We start from the raw sequence: 17866 nt of genomic DNA on the forward strand, positions 1-17866 counted from the left end.
ATATGCGCCGTGTTTATCGGCTTTGCCATCTCCATTATGCAAGGCATCAGTTCGTTCACCGAGATAGAAAATAATCGCCCTCAGGGTTTGGGCTTTGGCGATTACACCAATGTGTTTATCGCCATGATGCCTTTTTTGATGGTCGCGATTGTCGAAATCACCAAAATTCCTTTTGTTGCGGCGACCTATAAAACCAGTAATAGCAAATGGAAGTTTATCTTCGGTACCTCCCTGGTCTTTCTAGCTTTTATTACCTTTGAGTCAGCACTCAACGGTTTTGAAAGAAATTTTCATGCCCTGATTTTTTCAATCGACAAGCACAAGAAAGAACTGGTAGCCGTCGAAGAGGAAATTGAACCACTCGAAATACGGCGCACTCGTCTGGCAAGCTTAAGCTCTTCGCAAATTGAAGCCGAATACAGCCAGCGTCATGCCATCATATCAGAAGAGCGTTCTCGCCAAGCAGAAGTAATTCAGGACCGCATTCAGGGCTTACGCGCTGCAACTCAAAATGAATATATCAAAGGCCTATCTGCGCAAATTGAAGATAGACGCGAGCAGCTCAAAGCTTTACGCGCTGACCGTCAGAAGGAACTGGATGCACTGATTGAGGCTTCACGACAAATGACGCTCAATGCCAGCAGTGAGCTAGACACTCAACGCCGAAGCCTTCAACAACAGCTTGCCAATGAACAAGCCTATCTAAAAGAGCTTCGAGTGAAGCGAGAGAAGAAAATCGCTGATGCAGGCTTCTTCTCTGAAAACTCAGTTAAGAAAGAACAGAATGCTCTCGTCGAAACGCAAGAGAAGAAGGTTGAAGACCTACGCCTTGCACTGAATAAACTCAGTGACTCAGACAAACAAAAGACACTCCGAGCCACTTATAACCAGGATATCGAGGCCGTCAAAGATCGCTATCAGGCACGAGAAGATACGCTAAACCAAAAAATTCAGGCGCTATCACTGAAGCTCAGCAAGAGTCTAGGAGCCCGCGAAAAAGATATCGAATCGGTCATTCAAACTCATATGAAGGAATTGGCACGTGTCGAAAAGAAATTCCAAGAACAGCAAGGCGAGAATGAGCAAATACGAGAAAAGGAATTCAAACAGCTTTCTGAAAATGATGCCATTATTAAAGAACTCGATCAGACTATCTTTGACAAGAGCAAACAGCGCGTTGAACTGCGTAATCTGGTCAACCTGAAAGTTGGCGACAACCAAGTCTACCGCATGGCTCAATGGTGGTATAACAAAGAGTCTGCAGCTGACCTGGGCAGAAAGGATGTGATGACCATTGCAACACTATGGTTTGGTAGCCTTGCTTTGCTTATTGCCGTGACTGGCATCTTATTGGCCTTTGCATCCTACGTTATTCGAGACCCATCAATTGCAGACTATAAAGCAGATCGAGACAGCATCCCTTCAATTACCAAGAAAGCTTTCAATAGCGCCCGCCGCCTTATCATCTACTGGAGACAAGTGCAGCGCCGCCCCGTGATAAAAGAAGTCGCCACCGAAGTCATCAAAGAAGTGCCTGTCGAGAAAGTGGTTAAGGTTGAAGTTCCTGTCGAGATCATCAAAAAGGAAATCGTACACGTACCTTTGTATACGGAGGATAAGTCGCTACTCAAACTTGCCGAGAATCACAGCTTTGATGAGCAAGACCTAAAGGAAAACAATACTAAAGGCCGTGATGAAACCAAGCCTAATAACGGGCATAGTGATGGCTAAGCAAGCAAGTGAACAAACAACAGGCGATAAAGAGTCTGAGCAATACGAGTCCGTCTCGCACAACTTCGATGCGATGAATCGTGCTATAGATACCCAAGTGGATAAACAACTGGAGCTCTCCTCTCTTTATCAGTTCCAGCAGAGCTCTCGTCGCACACTGATGGCCATGCACATCACCGTCAGCCTCTGCGTGCTTGCCCTAACAGCTACGGCTATCTGGTGGTTGCTCTCAAGCTCAGGCAGCTTTTTCAGCAGCGATATCACCTATACCGAATCGATACTCAAGTCCGCCTCAGACCGAAAGACTAGCGATGCCCTAAAGATTATCTCTGAGGCTCAAGATTCAAATAACAATCCAGACAAAGCCTTTATTGATACCTCCTTTACCGTGTTTCACCGCACACTTATATCGACAGGTGAATATGTGGTAACAGGTAAGACTTACGAGCCAGATGACCTACAAACTCCCTCTGAACAATATTGCTACCTGGAACAGAGCCAAAGTAGCAATCAGCTGAGTGGGCAGGCACTCTCTTATATCGAAGATAAAGAACTTATACTCGAGACGGAAGATCAAGCCATGATTAGCCTGGCACACCGCTACTGCCAGTTTAGTCGCTAAGTGCTTGCTTGCGAAACAGTCTCTGTATATCGGCAATCACCAAATAATTTACCGGCACCAGCACTAGGGTAATTAAGGTAGCGAAAACAATACCAAAGCCTAAAGAGACCGCCATCGGAATCAGAAACTGAGCCTGGGTTGACTGTTCAAACAGCAATGGCATCAAACCAAAGAAGGTGGTCAAAGAGGTAAGAATAACTGGGCGGAATCGTGCAGCAGCTGCACCGCTAACTGTTAGCAATAAGTCCCTGCCTTCCTTGCGGCGCTTGTTAACAAAATCCACCAGAACCAAGCTATCGTTCACGACAATTCCCGTAAGCGCCAACATTCCCAGCAAGCTAATTAGCGTCAGGTCCATCCCTATAATCCAGTGCCCGGCAATGGCTCCGATTGCGCCAAAAGGAATCACCGCCATGACGACCACCGGCTGCAAGTAAGACTTAAATGGGATCGCCAATAAGCTATAAATTATAAACAGCACAAATAAGACGCCCCATTTCAAGCTCCCGAAAGACTGGCGCTGCTCTTTCGCTTCACCTTCCATACTGTAGCTCACACCCGGAAACTGCCCAAGCTGCCGGTCAATATAATCTCGTAGCTCCTGTTGCAACACCAACATATTGGTTGCTTGTTTGTCGACATCAGCCCGAACGCTAATAGTACGCTTCAGATTCAAACGACTAATAACAGCCGGCGTTGACTCTGCTCGTAAGCTCGCGACTTGAGAGAGCGGCACAGCACTTCCCTGGGCATTACGAATCAAGAATTCTTCCAGTGAACGAATAGACTGCCGATCACTCTTCGGATAACGCACCACAACCCTGATATCATCACGACCACGCTGAATTCTTTGCACCTCGTAGCCATAAAAGGCTTCACGCACCTGAGACATAATATCCTGACGTGTCAGGCCTAATACTGAAGCCTGAGGCAAAAGCACTATCTCAATCGCCTCTTTACCGTCTGAATAGCTATCGGAAATATCAAATACCCCCGGGTAGCTTGCCAACTTTTCTTTTATTAGCTCAGCAATACCTGAGAGAGCATTAAAGTCCTGCGCACTCAGCTTGATATCAATCGGGTCACTGACTCGACCAATTTCAGCACGATAAGTTAACTTCTCTGCGCCCGGCACATGGCCAATTAATGCACGCCACTCATTAACCAGCTCGCGACTGGTGATATCCAAAGTACGCTCTTCTGGCGGCGTAATTTCAAATATCACGCGCCCAATATGGCTCGAACCACCAGAAGAGCCAGTTGTTGCCATGATATTTCGAATCACCGCCTCGCCTTCCAGGTGATACTTATCCTGAAGCTCACGGGCAGCTCCCAGCATTGACAAGACATATCGATCAGTCACTTCGACGGGTGTTCCTATAGGCATTTCCAGGTTAGCACGTGCCAACTCACTTTGAACCTTCGGGAAGAATATGAACTTCATCCACCCAGTCGAAACCAAGGCATACAAAATAAATAAGAGACCAAAACTAAGCGCCAGACAAAGGTAGCGATACTTCAAGGCCAACTGAAGTGCTGGCTGATAGTAGTGCAAGACAACACTTTCAAAACCGTCGGCAAAGCGCTGCTGAAAACGAGATAAGCCAGCCACCAAGGCTGAGCTTTGATTTTGAGGTTGTAGCTTAATTCGCTTCAAGTGAGCTGGTAAAACAAGCTTGGACTCAATTAGAGAAAATACCAATATAGGAATCACAACAACCGGAATCGCCGCAAACAATTGCCCGCGCACGCCTTCAATAAACGCAATGGGAAGAAAAGCTGCGATCGTCGTTAAAATACCAAAGGTTACCGGAACTGCGACTTCTTTAGTGCCATTGATCGCGGCTTCCAAACCTGACTCAGAACGCCGCAGGTGAGAGTATATATTCTCGCCGGTAACAATGGCGTCATCGACGACTATCCCCAGAATAACAATAAAGCCGAAGAGGCTAATCACGTTAATGGTAATATCGAACAATGGCATCACTAACAATGCGCCCATAAAGGAAACCGGTATACCAATGCAGACCCAAAAAGCAATGGCAGGACGCAGAAACAAAGTCAGCAAGAGCAGGACTAATATACCGCCCTGTATGGCATTATCTGAAAGCGTTTTCAGACGCTTTTTAACGATTTTTGAGCGGTCATGCCAAGCATCAAGCTGAACGCTTTCGGGTAATGAAGACTCAGCTTCCTGCAAATAGGCCCTGACTTTATCCGCCACATCGATAGCACTTTGCTGACCGACACGATAAACATCGACCAAGGCCGCCGGCCGACCATTAAAGCGGGTCAGTATGGCGCTTTCCTCAAAGCCATCATTAACACTGGCCAAGTCTGCAACCGTGACGCTACTACCATCAGCTCGACTCAGCACAGGAATCTGCTCAAACTCTAGTTTGTTATAAGCCTGCCCACTAGAGCGAATCAGAATTTCACCGCCATTACTTTTTAAGCTTCCGGCAGAGATATCTCTTGAGTGTTGCTGAATCGCCAAAGCCACTTGCGACAGACTCAGTCCATACTTCTGTAATACCCGCTCGTTAACTTCAATGCTAATTTCATAATCACGCACACCGTCTAATTCAACCTGGGTAATCCCTTCAATATCAAGCAATTGATCACGTACATGCTGTGCCTGTTGGCGAATTTCCCGTTCCGATAAATCGCCAGACACCGCGACACTAATAACTTCCCGTTTCCGCTTGCTTAAACTCACCACAGGCCGCTCTGCATCCGCAGGCAAATTATTCACCGCATCAATGCGATTCTTTATTTCTGTTAGCAAAGTCTGTGGGTCGTAGTTGTCATCCAGAGTAATAATCAGAAGGGACTGCCCCTCACTGGCATTACTCACTACATCCTCTATACCCTCTAGGTCTTGCACGGCTTCTTCGAGTTTTATGCTGACACTGGTCTCGACATCTTCTGGCATCGCTCCCGGGATCGCGATGGTGACGCGCACCGAGCGCGGTTCTATACTGGGAAACACCTCCAAAGGAATTGAGAAATGCAATGAGCCTAGACCTAAAGCCAGAATGGTCAGCAACAATAAATTTGCCGCAACATCATTTCGAGCAAACCATGCAATCAAGGCGATTCTCCTTGATGCTTGTCTGCAGCGCCCTCTACTCGCTTATCGATCGCCACGCGCGTACCACTCGTCACTTGCCCCAAAGGTGTTCTAACTAGCAGGTCGCCAATATTTAAACCAGATTCAATCAGGCTAAGTTCCTCATTGCGCCAACGAACGTTTACTTCCCGCCTGGCAAGCACATCCTGTTTTTCTATTTTCTCTACAACATAGACATACGTGCCCTGATAGATCGCCGAATTCGGCACTAATATCGCCTCATCTATAGTTTTCCCTTGTATGTTTGCATGCAAATATTGTCCAACCTTTAGCGCTTGTACCGGCCTTTCCGATTTCTCAGAAGTGAGCGGCTTCACTATTTTTGCCAGCGCATAGATTTGTTGGTTTTCAGCATCAACCAGCGCCTCAGTACCGACAATCATTGCTTGCCAATATTCAGCTGGTACAACTAAGGAGTTCTCGATGCGGACATAAGCTGATGAAGAGGTATCCTGATAGCTCTCTGATGAAGGTAAGTCCAGAAATGCGAGATCCCTACTAGCTATGGGTAAGCTAAGCTCCAAAGACTCACTAGAATAAAGCTCTGCCACGGGCGTGGAAGTACTGATGACACTGCCTTTATTGACGAAGGTTTCTATCAAACGACCATCATAGGGTGCTCGAACTTTAGTTCTTTCCAAGTTTTTCTGCGCCAAGGATAGCTTGGCTTTAGCCGTCTCCAACTTAGCCTTGGCCGCTTTTAGCTGAGGATAACGCAGCGCATAATCACGCGCCGGTGTACTATTGATTTTTTCTTGGGTACGCCAATCCCGAAGTGCTTGCTCGGAACGCGCTTCCTCCTCCGCCAGAGCTAACTCCGCATTAGCCAAATCACTACGCGCAGTTTGCAAGCTCACCTCATATTCAAGCGGATCGATCACCAACAGGACTTGACCCTCTTGGACAAAAGCACCCCGCTGAAAAGCAGGGCTGACCTTTAAAACCTGTCCCGAGACCAGGGACAACAGATTCGTCCGGGTATTAGCCTTCAGAACACCATAGGACTCTACCGTGACCTGAAAGTCCCGAGGCGCTATTTTATCCACTTCGACCAATAAAGGATTTGCCTTTGAAGGACGCCCCTTGCTCGCGGGTGGTTGCGACTGACTTATCTGATAGGCCAACAAAAGGCATAGCAACAACACTACAATTGGCGCTAGTACTTTAACTAATCGCTGAGCTGACAAAACTAAGTTCTCCTAAAATAGAGGGCGTCGAATAGTAAGATCATATCTGATCCATTGCGCTTTGGCACTTATCCCTTTTACGCTACACTAAGCGCTTTCTTTCCTTAGGATACTTCACATGCGCGGTATGCGTTCAGACTTTGACCCCAATCGAGAAATTGACTGGTCAATCATCAAGCAAATCATTCCCTACCTTTTGGAATACAAGCAGCGCATCGCTCTCGCTCTGTTATGTCTGGTTGCAGCAAAAGTCGCTAGCGTTACCATGCCCTTTATTCTCAAGCACGTCGTCGATGACCTAGACCAACAACTAGCTGATAATGAACTATCCCTGCTCGTTGTACCTTTGGGCTTATTACTCGCCTACGGTCTGGTACGGCTGATGAATGTGTTACTAGGCGAAATCCGCGACACCTTATTTGGGCGCGTAACCGAAAGAGCAATGCGTCGCGTAGGGCTGAAGGTTTTCGAACACCTTCATGCATTGAGTCTGAGCTTTCACTTGAACCGCCAAACGGGTGGTTTATCTCGCGACATTGAGCGCGGCACAAATGGCATTAGTTTTTTGATGCGCTTTCTGGTGTTTAATATTGTCCCCACCTTTCTCGAACTGTTTCTGGTCATGGGTATTTTATGGCAACAATATCGCTTCGAGTTTGCCTTGATCGTACTGATATCAGTCATCGCCTATGTCTGGTTCTCCAAGACCACCACTGACTGGCGCACCCAGTTTATTCGCGAAGCGAATCAGGCTGACAGCAAAAGTAACACCCGGGCAATTGATAGCCTACTCAACTATGAAACCGTTAAGTACTTTACTAACGAGCAATATGAAGCGGACCTTTACGATAAAGAACTAGAAAAGTGGGAGCAAGCAAAGCGCAAAAACCGTCTCACTTTATTTGCACTGAATGGCGGACAAGCACTGATCATTTCTTCATCGCTAACCGCCATGCTGGTACTGGCAGCTCATGAAGTCAGCACCGGACGTATGACTTTAGGTGATTTCGTATTGGTTAACGCCTTTATGATGCAAATATTCCTACCCTTAAACTTCTTGGGCTTCGTCTATCGAGAGATCAAAAGCTCGATGACCAATATAGAACGTATGTTTGGCCTGCTTAAAGAAGCACCTTTGGTTGTCGACACGCAAAACGCTCAGCCCCTGACAGTATCAAACGGGAAGATCGAGTTTAAAGATATTTCCTTTGCCTATGAGCCAAGTAGAACGATTCTGAGCAATCTCAGTTTTACCGTGCAGCCAGGAGAAAAAGTAGCGCTTGTTGGTAGCAGCGGCGCCGGAAAATCAACTATCGCGAAGCTACTATTTCGTTTTTACGACACCAGCAAAGGTGCGATTCTGATTGATGATCAGAACATTAAGCACTGCGCCCAACACAGTTTGCGCGCAGCGATTGGCGTAGTGCCTCAAGACACCGTTCTATTTAATACCAGCCTGATTGAAAACGTACGCTATGGTCGCCCTGGTGCAAGCGATGCAGAAGTAAAGCACGCAATCGAACTTGCTCATTTGAAAGACTTTGTTGAGGGCTTACCCAAGCAATATGAAACTCAAGTCGGGGAAAGAGGTCTTAAACTTTCCGGTGGCGAGAAACAACGTGTTGCCATTGCCCGAACCATCCTCAAGAACCCGGCAATACTGCTATTTGACGAGGCAACCAGCTCGCTTGATAGCGCATCTGAGTCCGCAGTGATGGAGGCAATCAGAGAAGTATCGGCAGGTAAGAGCAGTCTAGTTATCGCCCACCGCCTTTCCACCGTTGTCGATGCTGATCGTATTATTGTCATTGATAAGGGTGGCGTGGTCGAGCAAGGAAGCCACCACTCTCTTATCAAAGCGCAAGGTCTATATGCCCAATTGTGGGCTTTGCAGCAGAACGAACAAGGTATCTAATTGGTAAGTATTTATAATGTGCATTGCTTATTATACTAAGAAGATAAATATTCTTTAACAGGTTCCCATTGAATGAAGAGCATTACATCCAAAGGCATCGCGATTCGCTTCGTTTTCGCTTTATTACTTGTATTATTGAGCTACAACCCAAGCACCTTTTCTTATTACCACTGGTTGCTCTCTTCTATATCAGAACCAACACCCTGGTTAGCCTTATCAGCAGTCGCCTTAATCATTGGCTGGGTTATTTACGTTAGAGCTACGCTAAAATCTTTAGGGCCCGTCGGGCTCACCCTCGCAGCGCTGCTCGTCGCGATTATTATCTGGGCATTAATCGATATTGGCTTAATTAGCCTAAGTGAACCCAGTGCTTTCGTCTGGTTATTAGAAATTTTTATATCTGCAATTCTATGTTTGGGCATGAGCTGGTCTCATATTCGGCGCAGGCTATCCGGACAAGTTGACGTAGACGAAGTCTAAGCACCTTTTAGCACTATTTATATATACGGAAATAATGGAGCAAACTCATGTTGAATAAGAAAATCGTAAGCCTTACTGTTCTAGCATCCTTAACCAGTGCTTGTATGACCTATGACCCTTATACCGGTGAAGAAGAAGTATCAAGCGCAACGACAGGCGCAGTGACCGGGGCAGTCGCGGGAGCACTGATCGGGGTTGCAACCTCGAGTAAGTCTGACCGAGGCAAAGGCGCACTTATTGGTGCCGTTGCCGGTGGCGCTATTGGTGGTGGTGCGGGTTATTACATGGACCAGCAAGAAGCAAAACTAAGGCACCAGCTAAAAAATAGCGGCGTAAGCGTTAAGCGTGTGGGCGACGAAATAATCTTAGTGATGCCTGGCAACATTACCTTTGAAACGGGTAAGTCGGATTTACAGGCCAGTTTTGAGAAAATCATTCATTCTGTATCACTGGTCTTAAAGGAATTTGATAAGACTGCAATTGAAATCACCGGGCATACAGACTCCACTGGCGCGCTATCGTTTAATCAGACTCTCAGCGAACAGCGTGCTAACAGCGTTAAGTATGCACTCCAGACTCGTGGCATTGCCTCTGGGCGCATTCACTCTTCGGGTAAAGGGCCACGCTTCCCAGTTGCTTCTAATGACACTGCCGAAGGCCGTCAGGCTAATCGCCGTGTAGAATTAAAGCTACTTCCTTTAGAAAGCGCAGGAAAGTAAAGCCGTCACTTATCGCAATAAAAAAGGGCGCTCATAGCACCCTTTTTTATTCGTAATTTGCGATAGAACTACAAAATTGCACCTAAGCCTTTCTGTAGTAAACCACCAATATCGATACCTGAACCTTGCTCATCAGATGACTTAGAGTCTCCAGAGAAATATTCAATGGCCATCTGTGCGAACTTCAGCACCATATCCGGGCTCAAGCCTAAGGCTTCAAACTGTTTTGTGACTTCTCCTAGCGCGCCTAGTGAACCTGATGCGCCACTTACTTTAGACAGTATGCCACCTAAGCCCGCGCCTGAGCTATCACCCAAACTCGGCGCAGCCGCCAACATACCCTCAATACCAGGAATGCCTTCACTCAAAGAACCAAACTCATCGCCTGAAAGAGTTGTCTGCGCCAACTTTAACAAAGCACCCATTCCACCTTCAGCCTGGTCACTAGAAACTCCCAACCCTTGAGTCAAAGTAGGCAATAACCCCATCGCCATATCAACCATAGAACCCGTCTCAGATGCTTCTGCTGGCACCTCTTCACTCGCAGCTTTTGCTACTTCATTTGTCATGGTAGTTTGAGCAACTGGAGCCGCCTCTTTCTTACCAAAGATCGAGTCAAAAAAGCCCGCGGATGCTGTGCTGGCAGAGCTTAGCATTACTGCAAATAAAAGTGTTTTCTTCATATCGTTCCCTATTGTTATTACTCAGTAAAAATTATGATGAGCTGATGCTATCACAATTTTTCCCTTCACCCTCCTTCAATCAGGCTACCTTGCAAATTATTAACCTGCTAAAAGTTTAGTCGGCTATAAAGTGCCAGTAAGTCTATTGCTGGCTCCGTTTTGCTTGGCTATAAACTGATTATAAGCACTCATCACTGCATTCAAAGATGCCGTAACAATATCCTCATGAATCGCCACCCCCGAGAAGCGCTGGCCATTGATGTTGACCTGAACATAGGTCACTGCTTCAGCATCGGTCCTATGATCAAGCGCATGTTCAGAATACTCCAATACCTTCATATCACACGAAAATTGCGCATTCATGGCATCAACATAAGCATCCATCAAACCATGTCCCTGACCTGATACATTCACCGAACCTTGAGCAGTAAAGATCTGGGCCTCGATACTGTCATGCGTTGAGCGCTTCATCTCAAAAGGCCCTAGATGCACTGGAGACTGCTGTTCAATATATGTTTCCCTGAAAAGCGCCCAGATTCTATCGGAATCAACTTCACCTCCGCTAAGCTCCGCTTCTTTTTGTACTGCTGAGCTAAATTCCACCTGTAACCAGCGAGGCAAATTCAAGCCATAATCACGCTCTAGGCTATATGCGATACCGCCTTTGCCCGATTGCGAGTTAACACGAATAACCTCCTGATAACTACGCCCCAAATCAGTCGGGTCTATCGGCAAATAAGCAACTTGCCATGGATCTTCTTTTTTACGCACAGACAAGCATTTTTTAATCGCATCCTGATGACTGCCAGAAAAAGCGGTAAACACCAAGTCGCCAGCGTAAGGGTGTCGAGGGTGAACATCTATTTGTGTACACGCCTTAACTGTATGGATAATTTCATCCATATCAGAGAAGTTCAATTCAGGGTCGATACCTTGGCTATACAGATTCATCGCCATGGTAATGACATCCATATTTCCCGTTCGCTCGCCATTCCCCATCAAGGTACCCTCAACTCGTTGGGCTCCGGCCATAACAGCTAGTTCTGCTGCAGCCACACCACAACCTCGATCGTTATGGGTATGCACGCTCAAGATAATAGCGTCTCGACGTTTAACGTGACTTCCAAACCACTCAATTTGGTCAGCAAAAACATTCGGCGTAGACACTTCCACCGTGGCAGGCAAATTAATGATACAGGGCTTTTCTACACTTGGTTGCCACACATCAGTTACCGCATCGACGACTTCTACCGCGAAATCGACTTCTGTCCCGGTAAAGCTCTCTGGTGAATACTGGAAAACCCATTCTGTTTCTGGCGCTTTTTCTGCTTCGCCTAGAACCTTTTGGGCACCCGCTACGGCGATATCAATAATACCTTGCTTTCCAAGCTTGAAAACCTGCTCCCGCTGTACCGTAGAAGTGGAGTTATAAACGTGAACAATCGCTCTACGCGCACCTTTCAAAGACTCAAATGTCCTCTCGATTAACTCGGGCCGTGCCTGGGTCAAAACCTGCAAAGTTACATCATCCGGGACCTGTTGCTCTTCAATCACCCAACGAACAAAGTCAAAATCAGGCTGCGATGCCGCTGGAAAGCCGACTTCAATTTCCTTAAACCCTACCTTGACCAGCAACTTGAACAAGCGTTTTTTCTGCTCAACTGACATGGGTTCTATCAAGGCTTGGTTTCCATCCCGAAGATCGACACTTGACCAAATCGGCGCACGCTCAATATGCTGATTAGGCCACTGGCGCGAGGGCAACTCTATACGAGGAAAAGCCTGATATTTACGGTGGTCAAATGACATCGCGATGCTCCTATACCTTACATTTCTAGAGAGATGAGTACTGCTCAACAATAGGGATATTATATGCGTCAATATGTAGTTATAGATTGCTTTTATTTCTTATTTGAACCAGACTTAAGCAATAAATAACCTTTTAAGCAACCTTTATTAGCATATATATCTAATCCTATGATCAAGATTGATAGAACTGACCGGCGCATACTTGACGCTCTACAGAAAGATGGAAGGATCAGCAATCTTGAATTAGCTGAAAAAGTCGGCCTATCACCCTCTCCCTGCTCACGAAGAGTCAAACAACTAGAGGAAAGCGGCCTCATATCTAAAACCGTCACTTTATTAGATAGAGAAAAGTTGGGGCTAAAGCTCACAGCTCTAGTACAAATCAGTATGGATAGACATACTAACGACCGCTTTGATACCTTTGAGGAAACATTGAGCGATTGCCCGGAGGTACTCTCATGCATGCTAATCACCGGGCAAGCTGCGGACTATATGATTGAAGTATTGGTGAGTGACATGGATGCCTATCAAGCTTTCCTCTTAGGCAAACTAACACGCATACCCGGCGTTACCGGTGTTCATTCCAGCTTTGTACTAAGAAAGATTATCGATCGAACTTCTGTTCCCTTGAACCATCTGGCCTAAGCCCGCTGTCTTTTTCCAGTTCACAGAGATAAAATGCCACACAATTCAACTGTAAGGACTATATGAGGAAGCTATGAGCGATAAAGTCGTTGTTATCTATTCCGGCGGAATGGATTCATTCACCCTGTTAAATCAAGCGATTGCTCAAGGTAAGAAAGTTTACGCCCTGTCTTTTAACTATGGTCAAAAGCATTCTAAAGAGCTTCACTACGCACAGAAGGTATGTGACGACTTAGGCCTGCCTCATAAAATTGTCGACATCACCGCAATCCATCAATTATTACTCGGCTCCTCACTCACGGATGACATTGAAATCCCTGAAGGGCATTATGAAGAAGAAAGCATGAAATCGACGGTGGTCCCCAACCGTAATATGGTAATGCTTTCTCTTGCGATCGCTTATGCAGTTTCAATAAAAGCCAGTGCCGTCTACTACGGCGCCCACGGTGGTGATCATGCTATTTATCCGGATTGTCGCCCTGAGTTTATCGAAAAGATGGATGCGGTTTCTAAAATCGCTAACTACGAAGCGGTTGATATTATTGCACCTTTTCAGGATATCAATAAGACAGAAATACTGAGCAAAGGGCTGGCAATGGGACTTAACTACGGTAAAACCTGGACATGCTATAACGGCAGAGAAAAGGCCTGTGGCAAATGCGGTGCTTGCCAAGAGCGACTCGAAGCGTTTTCAGAAAATAGCGCTGCCGATCCCCTTCCCTACGAATAATAACTAACAAGGAAAGCTTATGGCTCGTTATGCCATCGGTGACGTTCAGGGCTGCTATCAAGCACTCACCCGTCTACTCGACCAGATATCTTTTGACCAGAACCGTGACGAACTATGGTTCGCAGGAGACCTTGTAAATCGAGGCCCCGACTCGCTTGACTGTCTGCGCCTGATCAAAAGCCTGGGTAACCAAGGCGGACATCCTGCCAAGGTTATTCTTGGTAATCATGACCTTCACTTATTGGCTACCTACTATTTAAAGCGCCAGCCTAAAAGAAAAGACACCTTTGCTGAAATTTTTGCAGCAGATGACTGCCATGAATTGATGACCTGGTTACGCCATCAACCTCTAATGATATGGGATAAAGAGCAGAAGCTTGCAATGAGTCACGCCGGCATTCCTCATATATGGTCAACAGAGCAAGCCTATCGTTACAATCAAGAAGTTTCCAATGAGTTATGTCGCGGAGATTACGAAGCATTCTTTGACCTGATGTATGGCAATGAGCCCGCACTCTGGTCTGAGCACCACACGGGCATGATGCGCCTGCGTGCTATTACAAACTACTTTACCCGCATGCGCTTTGTTAAACAAAACGGTGCGCTCGACTTTGCCGTCAAAGAAACCCTCGACGATGCCCCCGATAACTATGTCCCCTGGTTCAGCCTGCCTCGGCCCGACAACACCATGCTAATATTCGGACACTGGGCGGCACTCTCGGGTAATACAGGGCTCACTGGCGCAAACAAAGACCAATTTCAAGCTATCGATACCGGCTGCGTCTGGGGTGGTTCACTTACTGCTTTAAACATCGATACTAAAGAAAGGTTCGCTTATGAAGCCTAATTCCCAGCTTATGATAGGCGCATTGCTATGCATGCTAGCAGTGATCTTGGGTGCTTTTGGCGCTCATGGCTTAAAAGCGATGATTAGCGAGCGCATGCTAGAAGTGTATCAAACGGGTGTTCATTATCAGATGTTTCACTCATGCGGGATTCTAGTGGTCGGGATATTGAGCCTGTTCAAGGAAGCTTCCCCTCTGCCACATTCGCAAAAGCTTTTAAACGCAAGTTATAGCTTCTTCCTGCTTGGCATCATAGTGTTTTGTGGTAGTCTCTATGGGCTTGCATTCAGTGAGGCATTTACTGGCGAAGCAGTCCGTCTCTTAGGGGCTATAACGCCTTTTGGAGGCCTGAGTTTTATTGCTGGTTGGCTGTGTCTTTTTCTAGCCTTTAGAAAAGCCAACTAGACCGCGTTATATAGATATACCCTGGTGGAAAACGACAATGATGATAAACCTGAATGGCGAACCCTATGAGCTAAGCACTTCACTCAAGCTGAGTGAACTGGCACAGCACCTGGATCTCGAGGGAAAACGCTACGCCATCGAAGTAAACGAAGAAATAATTTCCCGTAGTGAACACGATACCTACGAAGTAAAAGAAGGTGATAAGGTAGAAGTGGTCGTCGCAATTGGCGGTGGCTAGACATCTGAAGACCTTCTTTCAAGATTAGAAAAATCACTCAATATATTAGCACGCACTACAACCCAAGCAGCAATTAGAGTACAGCTATGACAGATACAACGAATATTAATACGCCTTTAACCGTTGCCGGTAAAACCTACCAATCTCGCTTGTTAGTTGGCACGGGAAAATACAAAGACCTGGAAGAAACACGCTTGGCCATAGAGGCTAGCGGTGCTGAAATTGTCACCGTTGCCGTTCGCCGCACCAATATCGGCCAGAACAAGGACGAGCCCAACCTACTTGATGTTATTTCACCTGATAAATACACCATCCTGCCCAATACTGCGGGCTGCTATACCGCTAAAGATGCAGTGCGAACATGTAAGCTCGCACGCGAACTATTGGGTGGACATGACTTGGTAAAGCTTGAAGTACTAGGCGATCAAAAGACTTTATTTCCTGACGTAACAGAAACATTGATCGCAGCAGAGGAACTGATAAAAGACGGCTTCAAGGTCATGGTTTATACCACTGACGATCCACTTGTTGCTAAACGCCTTGAAGAAATGGGCTGTGTTGCGGTCATGCCTTTGGGTGCTCCGATTGGCTCTGGCCTTGGCATTCGTAACCCCTACAACATCAAGCTAATTCTCGAAAATGCGAAGGTGCCAATATTAGTTGATGCTGGTGTTGGTACAGCCTCAGACGCAAGTATCGCGATGGAGCTAGGTTGTGATGGCGTACTCATGAATACAGCAATTGCTGCAGCTCAAGACCCTATCCTAATGGCCCAGGCTATGCGCCTGGCAGTAGAAAGTGGTCGAGCGGCTTATCTTGCTGGCCGTATGCCACGTAAGTTATACGCTTCAGCCTCTTCGCCAATAGAGGGCTTGATCGTCTAGTCATATTGACTCAAGATAGACCTTAATACTTATTTAGTGATTATTTATAGGAAACGCTGAGAATGCCGGACCAGCCGACAAGCAATACCCCTAATAGCAAGACAGAAAAAAGCAACAAGCCTAATCGTCGCCAGCAAATTCTGGAAGTGCTGGCTCAGATGCTTGAGAAGAATCCTGGCGAAAGGATCACAACCGCTAAACTTGCCAAGGAAGTCGGCGTCACTGAAGCAGCGCTATACCGACACTTTCCCAGCAAAGGGAAGATGTTTGAAGGCCTGTTAGAATTTATAGAAGAGTCGGTATTTACACGCATCAAATTGATTACTCAAGAAGTCCCTGGAAGCATTGAGCGACTTCAGCGGATCGTAATCTTTATATTGGCTTTTGCTGAAAAGAACCCCGGTATGTGTTCTTTATTAGTAGGCGGTGCATTGGCGGGTGAAAAGCCAAAAATTCGACAGCGTTCTGCCCAGTTCTTTGATCGTCTTGAAACTCAGTTACGCCAAATAATCCGAGAAGCTGAAATTCGCGAGCAAAAGAGACCTCGCCTAACCGGCAGCAGTGCAGCGAGTTTGCTCACTTTAAATATCGAAGGTCGTATCCACCAATATGTGCGTAGCGAATTTAAGCGTAGCCCTACGCAAGGTTGGTCAGCACATTGGCCCATGCTTGCTAGTAGTTTATTCCAGAGTGACTAAGCTATCCGCCTCAATAAGCTCTCCCTTGTAGCTTATTGAGGCTCTTCAACCCTCACAGGATTTCATTTATCTTCCAACCGAGTTCTACCACTCGTTAAAGCTACAAGGTTTAGCCAAGCTAGAATTAGTTGCCGTTAGCCAGTTGTTAATCCTAACAAGCGCCAATTATCAGCGATTTTCCCAGTACAAAGAATAAGCGAAATACATTGCCTTTCTTTACAGGTGCTATACCCTAAGTAGTACTCCGTTTTGTCATTTATCCTCGATACCTGGCTCAGCGCCACTCTGTGCTAATTATCTATAAAGATATTTAGCGCAAATACGAAGGCAGCCAAATGACAGACTTACGCTTGTGCTACCAAACCATTGAGTTTGGTAAGACCGATATTCATCTCTGTACACTCCGTGACAGACAGCAATTTCATGATCCGGAAGGCATCGCTGAGAAACTGGGCATCAGCTCTGCAGCATGGCCCATCTTCGGTGTCATCTGGCCTTCCAGTATGGTGCTCGCACACTTCATCTTTAACTACACTATTGGTGATAAAAGGGTCCTGGAAGTTGGTTGCGGCATGGCTTTATCGAGTTTATTACTAAATAAGCAGCACGCCGATATTACTGCCACTGACTACCACCCTGAAACTGAAAAATTCTTACAACGAAATACCGAACTTAATAGCGACGCCGACATCACCTTTGAACGTANCCCTCTAAATAGTCGGTATGCTCAGGCTTAAAGTGGCTTGAGCTAAAACCAAAGTCAATCATTCGTTTGCTGAGTTTGTTTTTTTTGCCGCGCCCAGGATCTACCAAAATGACCTCACTTGTTGGCTTGGAGTGTCTTTCAAAGAAATTAGCTAATAAGCTAATGTGTTCGTCTTCATATAATATATCGCTACCAATGATCAGGTCGAAAAGGCCTAAGCTATCATTATCTTTAGCCCAGTCTATACGTTCAAAGGTGATGTCGGCGTCGCTATTAAGTTCGGTATTTCGTTGTAAGAATTTTTCAGTTTCAGGGTGGTAGTCAGTGGCAGTAATATCGGCGTGCTGCTTATTTAGTAATAAACTCGATAAAGCCATGCCGCAACCAACTTCCAGGACCCTTTTATCACCAATAGTGTAGTTAAAGATGAAGTGTG

The 17866-nt window shown here is 46.2% G+C and carries 18 protein-coding genes; 13 read left to right on the forward strand and 5 right to left on the reverse strand.

Features of this window, described 5'->3' with window-relative positions; all coding sequences use genetic code 11:
- Both A3766_RS30770 and A3766_RS08705 read left to right on the forward strand, forming a co-directional pair.
- A partial coding sequence (locus tag A3766_RS30770; RefSeq protein ID WP_068642090.1) for a hypothetical protein occupies positions 1-1731 on the forward strand: 1731 nt, incomplete at its 5' end.
- Entirely contained in the window at positions 1724-2353 is a 630-nt protein-coding gene (locus A3766_RS08705; RefSeq protein WP_068513486.1) for a hypothetical protein, read from the forward strand. The genes A3766_RS30770 and A3766_RS08705, both read left to right, overlap by 8 nt.
- Here A3766_RS08705 and A3766_RS08710 read toward each other — a convergent pair.
- Together A3766_RS08710 and A3766_RS08715 are read right to left on the reverse strand one after the other, a co-directional pair.
- On the reverse strand, positions 2343-5447 hold the full coding sequence (locus A3766_RS08710; RefSeq protein ID WP_068513483.1) for an efflux RND transporter permease subunit: 3105 nt from the start codon (positions 5445-5447) through the stop codon (positions 2343-2345). The two genes, A3766_RS08705 and A3766_RS08710, sit on opposite strands and share 11 nt — an antisense overlap.
- Positions 5444-6673, reverse strand: coding sequence for an efflux RND transporter periplasmic adaptor subunit (locus A3766_RS08715; RefSeq protein WP_068513481.1), 1230 nt, complete (start codon positions 6671-6673; stop codon positions 5444-5446). The genes A3766_RS08710 and A3766_RS08715 overlap by 4 nt, the downstream gene beginning before the upstream one ends.
- Before the next feature lie 118 nt (positions 6674-6791).
- Between A3766_RS08715 and A3766_RS08720 the strand changes: the two genes are divergently transcribed.
- The 3 genes from A3766_RS08720 to A3766_RS08730 all read left to right on the forward strand — a co-directional run bounded on the left by A3766_RS08720 (position 6792) and on the right by A3766_RS08730 (position 9787).
- A complete protein-coding gene (locus tag A3766_RS08720; protein WP_068513478.1) occupies positions 6792-8588 on the forward strand; it encodes an ABC transporter ATP-binding protein/permease in 1797 nt (598 codons plus the stop codon).
- Positions 8589-8660: 72 nt separating this feature from the next.
- Positions 8661-9068 (forward strand): DUF6524 family protein, encoded by a 408-nt coding sequence (locus A3766_RS08725; protein ID WP_068513474.1) that lies wholly within the window; start codon positions 8661-8663, stop codon positions 9066-9068.
- Positions 9069-9115: 47 nt separating this feature from the next.
- On the forward strand, positions 9116-9787 hold the full coding sequence (locus A3766_RS08730) for an OmpA family protein (protein ID WP_156490355.1): 672 nt from the start codon (positions 9116-9118) through the stop codon (positions 9785-9787).
- 68 nt (positions 9788-9855) lie between these two features.
- Here the strand turns inward: A3766_RS08730 and A3766_RS08735 are convergent, their stop codons facing one another.
- On the reverse strand, positions 9856-10470 hold the full coding sequence (locus tag A3766_RS08735) for a DUF2780 domain-containing protein (protein WP_068513472.1): 615 nt from the start codon (positions 10468-10470) through the stop codon (positions 9856-9858).
- A gap of 123 nt (positions 10471-10593) precedes the next feature.
- A complete protein-coding gene (gene leuA, locus A3766_RS08740; RefSeq protein ID WP_068513469.1) occupies positions 10594-12279 on the reverse strand; it encodes a 2-isopropylmalate synthase in 1686 nt (561 codons plus the stop codon).
- Positions 12280-12447: 168 nt separating this feature from the next.
- Between leuA and A3766_RS08745 the strand changes: the two genes are divergently transcribed.
- The 8 genes from A3766_RS08745 (at position 12448) to A3766_RS08780 (ending at position 17461) form a co-directional block, all read left to right on the forward strand.
- Positions 12448-12924 carry an Lrp/AsnC family transcriptional regulator gene (locus A3766_RS08745; protein ID WP_068512117.1) on the forward strand — a complete coding sequence of 159 codons (477 nt, stop codon included), beginning with the start codon at positions 12448-12450 and terminating at the stop codon, positions 12922-12924.
- Positions 12925-12997: 73 nt separating this feature from the next.
- A complete protein-coding gene (gene queC / locus A3766_RS08750; protein ID WP_068512115.1) occupies positions 12998-13654 on the forward strand; it encodes a 7-cyano-7-deazaguanine synthase QueC in 657 nt (218 codons plus the stop codon).
- Between the two features lie 19 nt (positions 13655-13673).
- Positions 13674-14501: a symmetrical bis(5'-nucleosyl)-tetraphosphatase gene (locus A3766_RS08755; protein WP_068512112.1), complete on the forward strand. Its 828-nt coding sequence runs from the start codon at positions 13674-13676 to the stop codon at positions 14499-14501.
- The gene (locus tag A3766_RS08760) at positions 14491-14904 is read left to right on the forward strand and encodes a DUF423 domain-containing protein (RefSeq protein WP_068512109.1); all 414 of its coding nucleotides are present in this window, start codon (positions 14491-14493) and stop codon (positions 14902-14904) included. The genes A3766_RS08755 and A3766_RS08760 overlap by 11 nt, the downstream gene beginning before the upstream one ends.
- A 37-nt stretch (positions 14905-14941) precedes the next feature.
- Positions 14942-15142 (forward strand): sulfur carrier protein ThiS, encoded by a 201-nt coding sequence (gene thiS, locus A3766_RS08765; RefSeq protein WP_068512106.1) that lies wholly within the window; start codon positions 14942-14944, stop codon positions 15140-15142.
- Positions 15143-15228: 86 nt separating this feature from the next.
- Entirely contained in the window at positions 15229-16026 is a 798-nt protein-coding gene (locus A3766_RS08770) for a thiazole synthase (protein ID WP_068512104.1), read from the forward strand.
- A gap of 62 nt (positions 16027-16088) precedes the next feature.
- Complete coding sequence (slmA, locus tag A3766_RS08775; protein ID WP_068512101.1) at positions 16089-16724, forward strand: nucleoid occlusion factor SlmA; 636 nt, start codon at positions 16089-16091, stop codon at positions 16722-16724.
- Positions 16725-17059: 335 nt separating this feature from the next.
- Positions 17060-17461 (forward strand): methyltransferase, encoded by a 402-nt coding sequence (locus tag A3766_RS08780; protein WP_082907079.1) that lies wholly within the window; start codon positions 17060-17062, stop codon positions 17459-17461.
- On the opposite strand, the gene A3766_RS08785 is transcribed toward A3766_RS08780, so the two are convergent.
- Positions 17415-17866, reverse strand: a 452-nt coding sequence (locus tag A3766_RS08785) for a methyltransferase (RefSeq protein WP_156508796.1), incomplete at its 5' end; no start/stop codon positions are given. The genes A3766_RS08780 and A3766_RS08785 overlap by 47 nt on opposite strands.

Source organism: Oleiphilus sp. HI0132, from assembly GCF_001635845.1.